General features: G+C 46.2%; 12 protein-coding genes. 8 read left to right on the top strand and 4 right to left on the bottom strand.

What is annotated here, in order from left to right:
* Positions 1–69: 69 nt before the first annotated feature.
* Positions 70–2,055: a diguanylate cyclase gene (locus IPP66_02825; protein ID MBK9924202.1), complete on the bottom strand. Its 1,986-nt coding sequence runs from the start codon at positions 2,053–2,055 to the stop codon at positions 70–72.
* Positions 2,056–2,122: 67 nt separating this feature from the next.
* Between IPP66_02825 and IPP66_02820 the strand changes: the two genes are divergently transcribed.
* From IPP66_02820 to IPP66_02800, 5 genes are all read left to right on the top strand, one after another.
* Positions 2,123–3,580: a hypothetical protein gene (locus IPP66_02820; protein MBK9924201.1), complete on the top strand. Its 1,458-nt coding sequence runs from the start codon at positions 2,123–2,125 to the stop codon at positions 3,578–3,580.
* Positions 3,581–3,625: 45 nt separating this feature from the next.
* On the top strand, positions 3,626–4,096 hold the full coding sequence (locus IPP66_02815; GenBank protein ID MBK9924200.1) for a DUF3592 domain-containing protein: 471 nt from the start codon (positions 3,626–3,628) through the stop codon (positions 4,094–4,096).
* A gap of 5 nt (positions 4,097–4,101) precedes the next feature.
* Positions 4,102–4,548 (top strand): hypothetical protein, encoded by a 447-nt coding sequence (locus IPP66_02810; protein MBK9924199.1) that lies wholly within the window; start codon positions 4,102–4,104, stop codon positions 4,546–4,548.
* Between the two features lie 18 nt (positions 4,549–4,566).
* On the top strand, positions 4,567–5,595 hold the full coding sequence (locus IPP66_02805; protein MBK9924198.1) for a sulfotransferase: 1,029 nt from the start codon (positions 4,567–4,569) through the stop codon (positions 5,593–5,595).
* Between the two features lie 77 nt (positions 5,596–5,672).
* The gene (locus tag IPP66_02800; GenBank protein MBK9924197.1) at positions 5,673–6,701 is read left to right on the top strand and encodes a Gfo/Idh/MocA family oxidoreductase; all 1,029 of its coding nucleotides are present in this window, start codon (positions 5,673–5,675) and stop codon (positions 6,699–6,701) included.
* A 13-nt stretch (positions 6,702–6,714) separates the two neighbouring features.
* On the opposite strand, the gene IPP66_02795 is transcribed toward IPP66_02800, so the two are convergent.
* The 3 genes from IPP66_02795 to IPP66_02785 all read right to left on the bottom strand — a co-directional run bounded on the left by IPP66_02795 (position 6,715) and on the right by IPP66_02785 (position 12,482).
* Positions 6,715–8,748 (bottom strand): hypothetical protein, encoded by a 2,034-nt coding sequence (locus tag IPP66_02795; protein ID MBK9924196.1) that lies wholly within the window; start codon positions 8,746–8,748, stop codon positions 6,715–6,717.
* A gap of 99 nt (positions 8,749–8,847) precedes the next feature.
* Positions 8,848–10,881 carry a hypothetical protein gene (locus tag IPP66_02790; protein MBK9924195.1) on the bottom strand — a complete coding sequence of 678 codons (2,034 nt, stop codon included), beginning with the start codon at positions 10,879–10,881 and terminating at the stop codon, positions 8,848–8,850.
* Positions 10,882–10,967: 86 nt separating this feature from the next.
* Entirely contained in the window at positions 10,968–12,482 is a 1,515-nt protein-coding gene (locus IPP66_02785) for a glycosyltransferase family 39 protein (protein MBK9924194.1), read from the bottom strand.
* Positions 12,483–12,753: 271 nt separating this feature from the next.
* Between IPP66_02785 and IPP66_02780 the strand changes: the two genes are divergently transcribed.
* The 3 genes from IPP66_02780 (at position 12,754) to IPP66_02770 (ending at position 17,062) form a co-directional block, all read left to right on the top strand.
* A complete protein-coding gene (locus tag IPP66_02780; protein ID MBK9924193.1) occupies positions 12,754–14,478 on the top strand; it encodes a bifunctional sulfate adenylyltransferase/adenylylsulfate kinase in 1,725 nt (574 codons plus the stop codon).
* 151 nt (positions 14,479–14,629) lie between these two features.
* A complete protein-coding gene (locus IPP66_02775; protein MBK9924192.1) occupies positions 14,630–16,225 on the top strand; it encodes a phospholipid carrier-dependent glycosyltransferase in 1,596 nt (531 codons plus the stop codon).
* A 9-nt stretch (positions 16,226–16,234) separates the two neighbouring features.
* Positions 16,235–17,062: an SDR family oxidoreductase gene (locus tag IPP66_02770; protein ID MBK9924191.1), complete on the top strand. Its 828-nt coding sequence runs from the start codon at positions 16,235–16,237 to the stop codon at positions 17,060–17,062.
* Positions 17,063–17,096: the final 34 nt, after the last annotated feature.

The raw sequence follows: 17,096 nt of genomic DNA, 5'->3' as shown, positions 1-17,096 counted from the left end.
GATTTTCTACCCGCCTATTTATCAAAATGGATTTGTGACGAAACGCATGTATCACGGCAATTTAAATGACTAGCTCTGTGTTTTTATTTTTGACCAGAGCACCACTTGATTACGGCCGCTGTTTTTTGCATGATACATGGCTTTGTCTGCGGCTTGAAGCACTTGATTCTCATGCTGTCCGTGGGCAGGGAATTCTGAAATGCCAATGGAAATTGTGATTGAAACGGTTTTTCCTTCAACATTGATCGTCGATTCCTGAATTGAATAGCGCAAACGCTCTGCGATGATAAACGCATCCTGCTCATGTGTATTAGGTAATACCACGAGGAACTCTTCGCCTCCATAACGGCAAAGGATATCCCCTGTACGCGTGAACTCTGAAAATCGGTCTGCGGTTTTGCGTAAAATGATATCTCCCACATCATGCCCATACGTATCGTTGATGTTTTTGAATCGATCAATGTCCAATAGCACGAAGGAGATTGGATAGCTCTCACGCATGGCACGCGATAATTCACGTTTGAGTGTCTCGTTTAGATAATGTCTGTTATGTAACCTGGTAAGCGAGTCGCGGATCGCCTGCTCGCGCAGATCCCCTTGTAGCCCCTGGATTTCTTTCATTTGTTCTCCAAGTTTGGTATAGGCATCGCGCAGTTTGGCATCTGATTCTTTTTGGGCAGTGATATCTTCCTTGATCGTAATGTAGTTGATGATCCTGCCTATACCATCCACAACGGGGGCAATGATCTCAGCCTCCCAGTACGGTTCGCCATTTTTCTTTTTGTTTAATATTTCACCGCGCCAGATTTTGCCAGACTGGATCGTTCCCCACATATTTTTATACGTTTCTGACGAAGTGTTCCCTGATTGCACGATGCGCGGATTTTTACCAAGCACTTCTTCAAGCTCATACCCGGTCAAATACGTAAAGTGCGGATTGACGTACTCAATGTTGCCTTGCGTGTCTGTGATCATTACCGAAACGGGACTCTGTTCCACGGCTTTGTGAAGCTGTAGTAGGCGTAATTCGTTCATCTTGCGTTCGGTAATGTCGCGAAAAATGATCATACGCCCGATGATTCGATTTGGCAGGGTCTCTTTTAACGGTGAAAGGAGCGCGTCGTAGTAACGTTGGCTTCCGTCGTCAAAATGCAATTCAAATTTCACTTCGTTTCCGAGAGGCTGTTCAACATGTGTTTGCATGAGTGGTAGAACATCTTGAATCCTCTTGCCAAGCAAAGTGCCCTCGGTTTTGCCAAACATCTCTGCCGCTGAGCGATTAATGTCAGTGATACGGTTTTGTTGATCCAGTACGATCATGCCATCGCTCAAATTGTTGATCAACTTGTTGCGGGCAATGGGTGTGATATCCAGTAACTTGTCACCGTACAGAGCCCATAAAACGAAGAGACCAAAAAGCGAAGACGTTGCAGAGCTCCAATCCACCCCGGGTAAACCAATGATATTGGTAAGGTAAGCGATGTTTAAAAAAATATCCACAAGGAGTGCGGCTACCAACCACCGTGCCTGGCGTTTCATAATGCTTGATCCGCGAGAGGTACCCACGGTAACAATGACAAGAGCCGATACGATCAATGTATAGCCTGAGACCACAGTATAGGCAAACATAGGCCCATGCACAAAAACAACGATATTGTCTGCTTGGGGGATGAAGCCTGTCCAATATAACCCGTGCCAGGGATTCGTGGAAACCAGCAATATGTTGGAGATGGAATAAAATACTACTATGGCTTTCATCCACTTCGTTTCGGCAATACGTTCGTACCCTGCGAAGGATAAGGCAAACAAAAGTAAAAATGCTTGAGATGTGATATATCCCCATGCGTCCAAAATTGCCAGAAAGACTTTTAGCGAAATTGGCACCGCTGCATATCCAAGTGTGACCATTGCTGTCCAGAATGTGTCGCAAGTGGCCATCATTGCAAAATAAAAACCAAATTGCTCCTGCTTGCGTCGCCAGGCGATCATGGTAATTATTGCAAAGATTACAGTCGAAATAAAGGCAGAGATGACAATCGGCGTAATCGCGAACATACTGACATGTTATACCTTATAAAATCAAAAATCAATCTTTTCCTCCTCATGCTACAATACAAGCCCTATGGCCAAAAGTATCTTTATCTCCGCCGACCACGGCATGGCAATCATCTACTTTTTACAAAGCGACGTTGTCTCGACCTTGCTCGATGCGGGTATTGAAGTTATCGTCCTCACCGACGATGAAACCAAAGAAAAAATAGCACAACGCTTTGCGAGACCTGGCTTAACCTTCGAAGGTCTACGCCTCAAACAGGCGAATGACTACGCCCGCAAAGTCAGTCCGCGTTGGCAATGGTTGCTTGCCTACTTGCGCCGCGTCGGCGGTTCGCGCCGCATCAACACTGAAGCCATGGACAGTCACATTTGGGAAGTCTGGGCAGAGAACGGTTGGAAATTTCGTTTAGGCATTTGGATTCCCTCCGCGTTGGCGATTCTTCTTTTGCGGAATTTTTCCTTCGCCCGCAAACTTTTAGTGCGGATGCAAAACCGCTTCACGCCTACCCCGGGCCTGTACACTGATCTATTTGAAAAATACAACCCTGACATGGTCATCGCCTCAACCCCCGGCTGGCGCATGGACCGCTACCTTCTGCGCGAATCCACCCGTCAGGGTGTCCCCAACATGACCGTCATCGTCGGCTGGGACAATTCATCATCGTATAACGTCTCAGGTGCGGACGTACAATGGGCGACCTGTTGGTCTGAGTTGCAAAAAGAGGAACTTGTCAAAGGCTCAGATTGGAACCCCGAGCATGTGAACATTGGCGGCATCCCATCCTATGACGGATACTTTCGCAAGCAATGGCTCATGCCGCGCGATGAATATTTCAAGTTGCATGGGCTTGACCCCAAGCGCAAGTTGATTTCGTACGCCAGCAGTTTTGTCCATTTTGCGCCGAACTTCCCGAACATCGAGGCGCTAGCGAAATTGGTCTCATCCGATGCATTGGCAGAGCCTTCGCAGTTATTGATCCGCTTACACCCGAGTCATTTTCAAGATAAGCCGAAGATCTTTGCAGATGAACGTGCGCAGGTCTTTGAGTTAGAAAAGAAATACCCGCATGTGCATGTTGTCCAGCCTGTGGCATTGGGTGGTTCACTTGGTTATTACGGCGGTGAAGACATGGACGAAAAATCCTCCATGATGGCGTACTCCGATGTGGTTGTCACGGTCTATTCAACGATGTTAGTGGAAACAGCGGTGCACGATACCCCCATGATCGCCGCGACGATCGACGTCCCTGGCGGGTGGAATAAACCGAACAAATTCTCGCTCTCGCTGAAAGAGATCGGTGATTGGCCTACGCATCAACGTTTCCGCTGGGCGAAGGCTGGCCGTGTGGCAACGGATGAAACTGAACTGCGTGATGCGTTGAATCTGTATCTGAAAGACCGCACCATTGATTCGGTGGAACGAAGGAAGTTCATCGAAGATGAAATCACATTTACCGACGCAAGCTCTGGAAAGAGAACAGCAGAATTTATTTTAAAAGCACTTTCAAGGATATTTGATCTCTGAGAGCCAATTGCATACTTTAGTATAATAAATTCACTAAGAGATTATATGCCTCGTAATGCTTCTTTGTACCTATATTTTGTTTTGGCAGTACTTGGCTATCATGTTGTTCGCCGTGCTATTTTACTAACTCGTAGTTTCTTTGAATGGGCTTCTAGCCAGGATTGGCCTCAAACAGTTGGGCGGGTAATATCCTCTGATGTTGTTAGTGTCCCTATTCCTTTAGGCGGTAAGGGACCTTCTTATGAATATCATGTCGATGGTCATACTTTTATGTCTAAAAAAATTTATGTCGGACAAGATTCTTTTGCGTCTAATTTTGAAAAGTCAGGCGCTGTCGTTGATAAGTATCCTAAGAATAAGTCTCTAGTTGTTTTCTATAACCCTACAAGGCCCGAAATTTCATTTCTTGAAAGAAAAGTTCCTGAAAACTTCACTGGCAACCTTATTTCTGGAATTTTATTGCTGTCATTGACGTTTTTGCTATTCTATTTTGTATTGACAACGATTAATAAGTAGTACGTATGAATAAACGATCAAATATGCCCTCTTTTTTTTTCCATCACCTCGCCATCTGCTCCAGTGCACTCTATCACTTTACAGCCAAGAGTACACCGTCGAATGTCAATTTTACGGTTTCCTTGTTGGTAACCTATGCCGTTGCCTTCGTTGTCACCTTGCTCGGATTCTTTTTCTTCCCTGCCACGAACGGAATCAAAGCCGAGCTTGTCAAACTCAACTGGGCCAGCATCGGACTTGCCATCGCCGTCGTCGGCATCGAATACGGATTCCTGCTCACCTACCGCGCAGGCTGGAATTTGGGAATCGCTGCAGTGTTGGTCAATGTAGTTGCATCGTTGATTTTGCTCCCTGTAGCGGTTTTCCTGTTTAGAAATAAAATCTCATGGATCAATATTGTTGGAATATTTGTCTGTTTAGTTGGGTTGATCATGCTGAATTGGAAGAGATAACTTGGAGTTTCGTTACTGATGCTTTCCCGCCTTAAATCCGCCGCCCGTATTCTCCTCAAGGGCGAATCAAAGAATAAAACCCGCAACCCCATTCCTGCCATCACGCCCGAAGAAGTGGCGGAGATCAAGCAGTTCTTCCCGCGCGAGAAGTTCTTTATCCTCGGCCATGCCCGTTCAGGGACAACACTCCTCATGCGCCTCGTGCGTCTGCACCCCGAAGTGCATTGCAACTATCAGGCGCACTTCTTCACACGTAAGCCGTTGTTGAAATCATTAGTGGATTCTGCTGAGATCGAAGAATGGCTGACGCGCAAGTCCAACCGCTGGAATCACGGCCGTGACCTCTCACCGTTGGTTTTGCGTGCCTCTGCTGATTTCATTATGGAACGTGATGCCGCACGAGAAGGCAAGAGCATTGTGGGGGATAAGAGCCCCTCCAGCGTGATTCATGGTCAGGTTGTGCGAGACATGCATTCGTTATATCCCGATGCGAAGATCGTCAACATCGTCCGTGACGGGAGGGATGTACTCATCTCAGAACGTTTCCGTAACTTCGTGGAAGAATCCAAATTCTTGACATCAGAAGATAAACGCATCATTGACGATTTGCGAAAGGATCAAACTCCCTTTACAAATGGGACTCGCTCGATCTTCACTGAAACCTTCATCCGCAACATTGCCTCGCGCTGGGTCAACGATTTGACCGAAACCGACGCCGAATCCCAAAAACTGTACGGCGAAAACTATCATTCCCTGCGTTATGAAGACCTGCTTGCAAGTCCGTTTGCAGAGATGATAAAACTCTGGAAGTTCTTGAACGTGAAGAAAATCAGCGAAACACTTGAGAAGGCAATCAAAGCTGAAATGTCATCCAATCCCGATGAGGAATGGCAGGCGAAACGAAATGAAGGCATCGCATCTTTTCTTCCAAAGGGACAGGCTGGTAACTGGCAAAGATTATTTACAGCCCGTGACAAATCTGTTTTCAAGGAAGTTGCGGGTGAGATGTTGGTCAAGTGGGGATATGAAAAGGATTTGAATTGGTAAATTATTGATAGGGGTACAGCGAAACGGTTAATTATCAAAGACCATTTGGAATTCGCTGTGACCTACAGAGGATACATATGAAATTTTTAATTGCAGGTCTTGGTTCCATTGGCCGTCGTCACTTTCGTAACCTGATCGCGCTTGGCGAGAAGGATATTGTTCTCCTTCGCACCCGCAAGGCGACATTGCCCGATGATGAACTTGCGGGCTATCCCGTTGAAACCGATATTCATGAAGCCATAAATAAACACAAACCTGATGCTGTTGTAGTCGCAAATCCCACTGCATTGCATCTTGATGTTGCGATCCCTGCTGCTCAAACAGGATGTGCCATTCTCCTCGAAAAGCCCATCTCTGATTCGCTTGATCGTCTTGATGCTCTCCAACAAGCCGCGCAAAAAAGTGGGAGCAAAATCCTTATTGGGTTTCAATTCCGTTATCACCCTACGCTCAACAAGGCACGTGAGCTTATTCAAGCGAACGCCATTGGCAAGGTATTAACTGTCCATGCGCATTGGGGTGAGTATCTTCCGCAGTGGCATCCATGGGAGGATTATCGTGCAAGTTATGCGGCGCGTGCCGATCTTGGCGGCGGCGTCATTCGCACGCTCACACATCCGCTCGATTATTTGCGTTATCTGATCGGCGAAGTCGATTCGCTTTGGTCATTCAACGGTCACATTTCCCCGCTTGATCTGGATGTTGAAGATGTTGCTGAGATCGGGCTCAAATTTTCAAACGGAGCCATCGGTGGTGTACATCTCAACTATGTACAAAGGCCTCCCCGTCACACTTTGGAAATTGTCGGGACTCAAGGTACGCTTCGTTGGGACAATGCGGACGGTATTCTGCAACTCCAGAAATTCCCCGCCCCCTTCGCCTCTTATTCGGACGTTCCGCCTGCTCCTGTTATCGAAACCTTTTCTCCCCCCGAAGGCTTCGAGCGGAATCAACTCTTCGAGAGTCAAACGCGTCACTTCATCGAAACAGCCCGGGGGGAGTCTGAACCGGTTTGTCGTCTCGAAGACGGTGTTATGGCGTTACGTCTCGCATTAGCGGCACGTCAATCTGCGATGAATGGAAAATCCATGGATGTGTCAGGATAATGGTAAAGTGACCTTATGGTTCACATAAAAGCTGGTGGAGTTTAGCGTAATTGTACTGAAATTCTGGTGGGTAACCGGGGTCATTGGTAAGTGATTCGCATAATTCAAAACTTAACGCATCGTTTCCTTTAATCTCAGTTTCTATCAGTTTTTTCGCATCGTCACTACGGCCCACGTTGACAAGCCCTTCCAGGAAGGGGAACCATTCTGATTTGTCATTTGCAGTAAATTTTTTGTTGATCGTTTCATCGTATAACCGACCAACTTCATTCCAGTCACCGATCTGGCGGGCAAGGGAAGCTTTTTGATAGTAATAGCACCAATTGTGCGCTGGCTCTTTTCCGAAGATGGCAAAAGGTGGAGTGGGTGCCATGCCTTCAGTTTCAATTCGATTGATCACTGAGTGTGCGCCAACGCGCCTGACGAGCAACGCCTCGGATTCAGAATAAACGGGTAAGGTGCCATCGATTACATGTACGCAGGAATCTTCTGATGGCAAACTGATAAGAAGTAATTTTGTAAAATCGCGTCGCATGGAGAAGTCACGCATGCCTCTACCAAGGACGTCACCCCGTAAAATGTTGAGCGCAGTATCCGGGTTAAGAACTTCGGCCGAGATCAACGGGACTTTTGCTGTATCTGGCCGGTAGATAAGGTTGATTGGCCCCCAGATCTCATAATCTTGTTGAAACGAAAAACCAACTGAGAAATATGCCATTACTAGCGTGTTGCTTTTTACATCAGGAGCGCGCCAGGTAAGTTGCCACCAAGATTCACGTTCATAGTCCCAGTACTTTGCCCAATTCATGGAATTTAACAATTGAGTTGATACAGAGATACCAATAAGTACAAACAAAACCAGTTTACGGAAATTTGGCTGGAGCATTATGATGAGACCCATCCCCAATAGGATTACTCCAGCAGTTGGGTGAAGACCATAACTTTTATAAGCATCAGTGGGGTCAAATTCTCGTGCTGAGAGGATCACAGGGGTAATAGCGCACACCGTTATGAAAGCACCCAGCCATACGAAATCCCTAATCAAAGTGGATGTGTCCTTCTCATGAGATTCGTTTTCCCATAAATTTTTGAAAACACGGGAATATGCCCAGACTAGGGCGATTACAAGACATGCTCCCAAGATTGCCAGTATAAGGTTCGTATATGTTCCACTGGTATATAAGCGGAAGGGTTGTACGAACCAGGCGAAGACTGTAGCATCCAAAAAGTCTTTGAACGTACCAAAGATTACACGTAGTGACATGCCGACAATGTCACTACGATAGCCGGATGCCAGTTGCGACGCATCAGTAGCATTGCGACTGCTTTGAAAGATGAACAAACGCCAGTACAGAAATCCAGACATGATAATGGGATATGGCCACCATCTTTTTGCTGTTTCCTTGATTAATGGGCGTAGTTCAGTAGGTCCATTTTGGAAGAGAAAAAATCCAAGCAATGCCAGACGCATACCTTCCAGCCCGATCATATACTCATAGATGAATAGGTAGTTTGCGGTCAGGGTAATGGAGATCAGGTTGTAAATATACTTTTGGAGACGTGCTTCTGCTTTCAATGCCTGTAACATGAAGGCTATGGAAAGCAATCCTGTTCCAAAGCCAAAGAGATGGTTTTGTTTGGTGTTTGCGTCGGGTTGAGAGAGAAAGCCTGGGTAAACGATGAACAGCACCGTCATCATAGTAGTGAAGTATTTTTGTTTTGGCCAGATCAAGCGAAGAATCCAAAAGAATGCCAATCCACATATGAAGCGCCACAACAATGCATACAAGTGCCAGCCAAGGAGATTATCGCCCAGAAGCCGGTACAAATAAGAATAAATAACCCCCATGAATGGACGATCCGTGCTGAATAATGGAATAAGGCTGGCCGCACCTCGTATTTGGCCTGACCACAGTACATACCAGTCGTCGTAGTAATACCCTAAGTTGGGAATATTAATTCCATATGTGATCACCGTCGTAAAAAAGATTAACAGGATGGAAATATTTTTTTCATTCTTAAGGAAACCTTGCACAGCTTGCTTCATCTTTTTTGATACCTTTAGTTTCGTTTTGCAATTTGTAGTTGTACACAACTTTTGTGTAGCAAATATCTATTGTGTTGAAATAGCCCAGACATCGTCCGATTATGTGTTACATAAGATTGTGTATATCTTTTCGTAATCATAACCGGGCGCGGGATTGTAGGATGGATTTTTATCGAATGCTTTGCATAAGGGGAATCGGATCTTGATCAAGCCGCGCAGTTCTGAATTGTAGAGCACTAAGGCGTCATCGTATCTATTGTCGTTCACAAGCCCTTCGATAAAGGGGATGATCTCAGATTTATCGCTGGGGCTCAAATGGAGGGAAACAGTTTCATCGTATAAGTTGCTGACTTCTTTCCAATTGCCTTGTTGACGGGCTAGGGATGCTTTTTGGTAGTAGTAACACCAATCGTGCTCAGGTTCTGAACCAAAGATGGAAGGGGAAGGGGCTGGTGATGTTCCACTTGTAATGATGCGGTCGATGTGTGAGTTCTCGCCGATTAGTTGTGTGAGTAAAGGTTCGTTTTCGGCATAGACTGGCAATGATCCGTCGATTACGTGCATACATGAAGAAGTTGAAGGAACACTGATCAAAAGAAGGTTGCCGAATTGTCTGCGGACTCTAATGTCACGAACCCGATTACCAATCGTCTCGTGTTTTAGCACATTGAAGGCGGTATCGTAAGTGAGTACTTCAGCAGTGATAGCTGGTACTTTGGCTGGTTCAGGATTGTAGATCAGGTTCACTGGGCCCCATATTTCGTAATCCTGTTGTGTACGGAATCCTTCTGGCGTATAGGCCATAATGAGAGTTTCATCTTGAATATCGGGAGCGCGCCAACTCAGTTGCCACCAGGTATTGCGATGTAAAGTCCAAAATTGTGCCCAGTAATCTGCGTTCAGTGCTTGGGTGGTAACGGAAATCCCGATAAGGGCCAGTAAAGCTATTTTACGGAAGCCCGGCTTGAGCATCAATAAGATGGCTGTAACGAACAACACTACGCCGCTGATCGGGTGAAGGCCATAGCTTTTATACGCGTCGTTCAGGTCCACTTGCCTGCCAGAGAGTATGACCGGTACAACTGCAAAGATGATGGCAGGGATTCCGATTACGAGCAATTCTTTTGTGAGCCGAGGGGCGTCAACTTCGTTATATTCTGAGCCCCACCATTTTTTGAATAAAGAATTATAGAACAAAACCAATGCAATAACAAGCAATGCAATGAGAAGTACATTACCTAAACTCGAATAGGTAGCCCCTGCCAATGATTGGTAGGGTTTTACAAACCACGCAAAAATCGACGTGTCTAAAAAATCCTTTGTCGTTTCCAGAATCAACCGAAGGGACATATAGCGCAGGTTGCTGAGATAATCCTCGGCCAATCGAGATGCATCAGTGGCGTTGCGACTGCTATCGAAGATGAAAATGCGCCAATATAAAAATGCGGCGGTGACTGTGGCGTAAGGTAAGAAGCGTTTGATACTTTCGATGGCTAGCGGACGGAATTTGTTAACTCCAGACTGGAATAGTACATATCCGATTAGTAATAAGCGTGTGCCTTCAAATCCGATCATGTATTCATAAATAAATAAATAATTTGCGGTCAGAATAAGAGAAAGGATACTGAAGACGATCTTCCATATACGGGAGTTTGTTTTCATGGCTTGAAGCATCAAGGCAATGGAGAGAAGCGCTGTGCCAAACCCGTAAAGATGATTTTGTTTTGTGTTTGCATCTGGCTGAGAAAGAAAGCCCGGGTAGACGATGAAAAGTACTGTCATCAGGGCAGTAATGTATTTTTCTTTTGGCCAAAGCAAACGGAGAATCCAGAAAAATGCCATCCCGCCTATAAAGCGCCAGAGGAGCGCGTATACATGCCAATTGATAATACTGTCCCCTAAAAGACGATACACATACGAATAAACAACACCCATAAATGGGCGGTCCGTGGAAAATAACGAGATAATACTTTCTGCACCACGTATCTGTCCCGACCAGAGCAAATACCAGTCATCGTAATAGTATCCGAGCTTGGGGATGCTGATGCCATACGTGAAGATAGTCGTGAAGAGAATCAGTAAAGTGGAAGTGAAGGTCTCGTTTTTAAATAACTTTTGTATTGCTTGTTTCATCCTTCATCTCCGGAGCAAGGGTTTATTTGAAAGTTGTTTTGATGCATGAAAAAGATATGATGAGAGAAAAAACTAATATAGTTGATCTACTCAGTGAGCGGTTTTAAGTCGTTGCGGATGAACAGACGAAGAAACTCTTCAGAGGCTACGAGAGTGTAATTTTCTTTTAGGTAGTCTTCAAGGGCAGGGATCTCAAAACGTGCTATGAGTACCTGCTCGGGGTGGTATTCGCGCATTGCCAAAAGGATATCCTCTTCTGTTAGACTGCCGGTGGATAATCGTTTTTGTGAGAAAGTTGCTAAATTAGGAGGAACTGGACGGTGAATGCGAAATGCGTACATTGGCGTATCTGTTACGACCCAATTTGTTTGGTCAGCATATTCATTCATTGCACGAAGGATTTTCAACTTGCCCAGAGTGGCTTTTAAAGTGAAGTTACTGATACGGGGCTTGTTCATCAATTCCTTGTCCAGTACTGGCGTGTAATGGATAGAGACAAAAGCGAAGCCTATCAAGATGGTTACGCCCAATAGGGTGCGGATATTTATGACATCCGGAAAACGCCTTATGCTAGCGAGCGCATATATCCCTTCTCCAAGACCTGCAGCGGCCAACATTGCGGCTGGGATCGTGATCAATAACTGGTGATGATAAAAAACCGGTGAGTAAAAGCTAAATAGGCTATAAGCTAATATTGCCCATGTCAACGGATATAGGATGAGCCAGTTTCGCTTAAGAGATGAGATCAATATGCCGCCAAATCCCAAAAATAATAACGGAACAGCGGCTTGAAGGTGGGTATTGATAGCGAAAGATTCGTTTTGGAATATGTCTTTAGTAGGTGCAGTAAGAGGAGGAAAAATGATGGACCATACATTTTGCGGCCCAACTAAGATCAATCCAAGCAATGTTCCCAAACCTGCGAAACATAATGTCCAGGTGAGTGCCGGTCGGAACACCTTCCATGAGAGCCCGTTTTCTCTTTCCTCGAGAAAAGCGGAGATAGTAATGCCAATCAAGAAAATAGGGACTAGGAAACCGGTAAAGAGTTTGATAAGTGCTGATAAAGCCAACGCAAAGCCAGAAATTACCAGATATACGTTATTTTTTTTCAGATGCCAGAGTGTTATAAAGAGCATGGATACCATTGCTAATGCAATGCAAGGCACACCTATCATTACAGACACGCTAAGTCCCAGGTATCGAGGCACTATGATGATAAGTGGTAAAAATAAAAGAGCAGCTAATTTTCCTGATGTGAGTTGTAAGAATTGAGCGCCCGCCCAGACGAGCATGGTGGAAAACAATAAGACCAATATGCGGGCAGGGTTTACTTCAAATCCAACAATGCGGAAAACAAGAGCTAAAACCTGGGTAAATAGCGGTGGTTGGTCGCTAGAAATTTCGCTGTATAGTGGATATTTCAATACAACCAACATCGAGCGCATCAAATTCAATCCTTCGTCGGTATCGAACTGAAGTTTTTCTCGAAAAGGGTAGTAGGAGAATGTAAAAGCAAAGAAGATTAAGGCGATAAAAATCGGCAAAAGAGAATTGCTGAATGTGCCCCACCGTGCTTTATCCGTAGTTTGGTTTTTCATGCTGAGAAGAGAGTCCAGAAAATACGATGATTAAATCGTGAAGTTGAGAAGATATTTATTAAAATAGATTATATCATCAGGGAATATTCGACCCGTTCGTATGTATCAGTTACATGATAGTGTAGGATACATATTGAGCGATTCGTTTTTCGCAGAGCGTCAAATTAGTTTTAAATCCTTTCTAAAATTCAGTTGTTGAATTTTGGGTTATAATAGCGTCTTGTGTTTGAAATTTTCACAGAAGTATTCTGTGCCATATAAAGGAGAAATAATGTCAAAAGCAAAACTGATCACCCCATACGGGGGAAAACTGGTGAATCTGGTTGTAGAAGGGAAAGAACGTGAAGAGCTTCTTGCTCGTGCGCCGAAACTTTCCTCCATCAAGATCACCATGCGTAATCTTTGTGACCTCGAGTTGCTTGCCACTGGCGGATTCTCGCCCCTTACTACTTTCATGGGCAAAGCTGACTATGAGCGCGTACTTAAGGAAATGCGACTTGCAGATGGGACTCTCTTCCCGCTTCCCATCACACTGACAGCTGATCCCAAGGAACTGCCGACTGTTGGCGAGGATCTTGTCTTGCGCAACTCAAACAACGACACGATTGCTATCATGACGCTTGAAGAAGTTTATCATTGGGACGCTGAAGTAGAAGCCACACATGCGTACGGTTCCAATGATCCGCGTCATCCGATGGTTTCTGAGATGCAACGTTGGGGCAAGGTTTGTATCACTGGCCCGTTGAAGGTGATCAACCTTCCGAAATATCATGATTTCGTGAACCTTCGCCATACACCTGCACAGGTGCGTACAATGCTCGAAGACATGGGACATGACAATGTGGTCGCTTTCCAGACTCGTAACCCCTTGCATCGTATCCACGAGGAATTGACCAAACGTGCTGCCGCACAGGTCAACGGTTCTTTGATCGTTCACCCTGTTGTTGGTATGACCAAGCCCGGTGATGTGGATCACTATACTCGTGTCCGCACTTATAAAGCATTGGTCGATAACTACTACGACAAGAAAAACACAATGCTCAGCCTTCTACCGCTTGCCATGCGTATGGCCGGTCCACGTGAGGCGATTTTACATGCCATTATTCGCCGTAATCATGGCGCAAACCACTTCATTGTAGGACGCGATCATGCTGGGCCAGGCAATAACTCGGCGGGCAAACCGTTTTACGGTCCGTATGACGCGCAAGAGCTGATGACCAAGCACGAGACTGAACTCGGCGTCAAAATGGTTCCGTTCGAAATGCTGGTTTATCTTCCTGATGAAGATCGCTATGTGGAAGAAAAAGACGTACCGAAGGGTGCCAAAGTCGCCAATATTTCCGGCACACAGGTGCGCGATGATTATCTTGCAAAGGGCAAGTTATTGCCCGACTGGTTCACCCGCCCAGAGACCGCTGAGATCTTGCGTCAGATGTATCCGCCCAAGAATAAACAGGGTTTCTGCATCTGGTTCACTGGTTTGAGTGGGTCCGGTAAGAGCGCGACTACACAGGTGCTCACTTCGTTGATGCTCGAACGTGGACGTGAGATTGCCATCCTCGATGGTGACGTTGTCCGCACACATCTCTCAAAGGGACTTGGCTTCAGCAAGGAAGATCGTGATACCAACATTCTTCGTATTGGTTTTGTGGCTGGCGAAATTGTCCATGCTGGCGGCGCGGTCATTTGTGCCGCGATCAGCCCGTATCGTTCCACTCGTAACGAAGCCCGTAAGATGGTCGGCGATAACTTTATCACCGTTTACATGGATACTCCCGTCGAGGTCTGTGAAGAACGTGATGTGAAGGGATTGTATGCCAAGGCGCGCCAGGCAATGGAAGATGGCAAGCCGATGGGTTTCACCGGCGTAGATGATCCGTACGAACCGCCGATCGATCCTGAGATCACGCTCAAGGGATTTGGTGCCACCCCTGAAGAGAACGCCCATATCATCATCAAGTATCTCGAAGAACAGGGATATTTGAACAGTAACTAACAGGGCATTTATGAAGAACGCGAAGTGTATAATAAAAGCCTTCGCGTTCTTCATTCTTATCGCTCAACTTATAAGCAAGTAAACTTTCATAGTTATTATTAAAGTTGTTGTTTATCCAGTTTCGCGATACTTTGTAACTCCTGTTGAAAAAATGACCCGTCTAAACCCCCGTCTCATTTCTGTTATTGCCCTCGGTTTTCTCGCTATACTAGGGACATTGCTCGTCCTCAAAGCGACTCCCGAAGGCTTGAATCTTTCTGATGATTCCATCGCATATGTGGCTGGTGCGCGTAGTATCCTTGCAGGGGACGGCTATCGCGAGGCGTATTTAGCCAGTAACCAGCCTGTCACACATTTCCCCCCCGGTTTCTCACTTGTCCTGGCGTTCTTTGGCCTTTTCGGCCTCGACCCATTACGTGGCGCACGCCTCGTCAATGCGTTGTTGTTTGGATTAAATGCCGGCTTGCTGGGGATTCTTGTCTGGCGTATGACGCCCTCTTTGATGGCTGGTCTTGTGCTGGCGGCATTGTTTGTCACGAATAGCGAGATGCTACAAGTCCATACCGCTGCAATGAGCGAACCGCTGTTCATATCCTTTTCCCTATTTGCCTTATGGATGTTTGATATTTACTTTGAACGTCCTCCTGCCCGCTTTGGATGGCAGGGCAGTGTGAAAGGGCGTTGGTGGTTGGTATTTTGCGCGGTTTTTACTGGGATGGCATATCTCACCCGTTATGCAGGTCTTGCTTTAGTTGCCGTGTTTATTGCCGCCTTGTTTATTTTGTATCCCTTCTGGCGCGATCGCTTCGGAAATACGATGATCTTCCTCGCGGGCTTTCTTCCGTTTGCGCTTGCGTGGACCTTGCGCAACAAGTTTGTTGCAGAGAATGCCACGAACCGTACCTTTGCATGGCATCCGATTACATCCGAGAACATCGAGATTGGCAGACGAGTTTTCTCCGAGTTTCTTATCCCGGTTGAGACATGGCGCAGGGAAATGCTCAAGGCGGGTGTCGTTGATTGGATGATCGTCATTATCCTTGGTGTTGTGTTGGCCTGGACCATCTTCCGGTCGTGGAAATATATTTCGAAGCCGAGGCAGGCTTCGGTGTTGGAAAGAGGCGGGAAAGAGTCGCGTGAGGTGATCTCGTTCACGACCGGCTTGTACATCTTTGCATATCTTGCATCCATCGTCGCATCCATGATGATGTTTGATGCGGCGACAAAATTCAAATTAAGAATTCTCTCCCCCGTATTCGTTGGGTTGTTGATCTTACTGGTGGCATTCGGTATTTGGATGCGGAACAAACAACGTGTACTTGTGGTTATTGCAACGATCACACTGCTTTGTTTTTCAATTTACAAACAATCCATCACGGTGGCGCAATTATCGAAGGGTGGGCTTGGGTACGCATCTTTCCAGTGGTACGATTCAGAAGCCATGAAATATTTGCGCGATCTGCCAGACGATATAAAGATCTATACCAACGAACCTGCCGCTGTATATCTGTATACTGGACGTGGTGCGTATGTGTTGCCCGATCGTTACGACTCGGCCACAGCGCAGGAACGCCCCGGTTTCGAAGAGGGCGTGGCGAAAATGCACGGAGAGATCAACGATGGTAAGGCTGTTCTCGCGATGTTTGATAATGGTGGCAATGTCGCGAGCAATGTGAAGATACTGACAGATAATTTATATGTGGCACACAAATCTCAAGAAGATTCAATTTATACTGCGGTGCCATAGGGAGCAAAAGTGAAGATACAGGAAAAGTTTGACCTAACCGGTCGTGTGGCCGTTGTAACAGGTGGAGTGGGCTTGCTCGGCGTGGAATTTTGCAAAACGTTGGCTGAGGCTGGCGCGGCGGTTGCCGTTGTGGACTTGAACGCTTCAGCTTCGCAAGGGACAGCGGATACGCTTACGAAAAGCGGATACAAAGCCTTGGCCGTTCCCACCGACATTACCAAGCCTGAATCGGTCAATGCGATGGTGGAAAAAGTGTTATCCGAATTTGGGCGGTTGGATATTCTCGTGAACAGTGCTGCACTCGACCCTAAGTTCGACCCCGATGCAATGAACAAAGGAATTACGCCCGGCGCGTTTGAAGATTATCCGCTTGAACAGTGGGACGCCGCGATGAACGTCAATTTGACCGGCATGTTCCTTGTGACGCAGGCATGTGTGAAGCCGATGATCGCACAAGGTAAAAAGGGGAGTGTTATCAATATCTGTTCCACATACGGACTCAATGGCCCCGATCAGCGTATCTACGTCAAGGAAGGGAAGCGCGTAGCGTTCAAGCCAGTGTATTACACCGTATCTAAAGCAGGCGTGATGGGATTCACCAAATACCTCTCCGCTTATTATGCAGGAACAGAAATCCGCGTGAATGCGTTGACTCCCGGCGGTGTATTCAATAACCACGAAGATTATTTTGTGAAGAATTATTCTGCCAAGACGATCTTGGGGCGCATGGCTAAAAAGGATGAAATGAATGGTGCGTTGCTATACCTCGCATCTGACGCGTCATCGTATATGACCGGTAACAATGTCGTTGTTGATGGAGGTTGGACAGCTTGGTGAGCAAGTACACGCATGAACATGTATACCTGCCTAC

The organism is Candidatus Defluviilinea proxima (assembly GCA_016721115.1).
In the GTDB taxonomy this organism is placed as follows: Bacteria; Chloroflexota; Anaerolineae; order Anaerolineales; family Villigracilaceae; genus Defluviilinea; species Defluviilinea proxima.
This window is presented reverse-complemented; position numbering and strand designations above follow the sequence as displayed.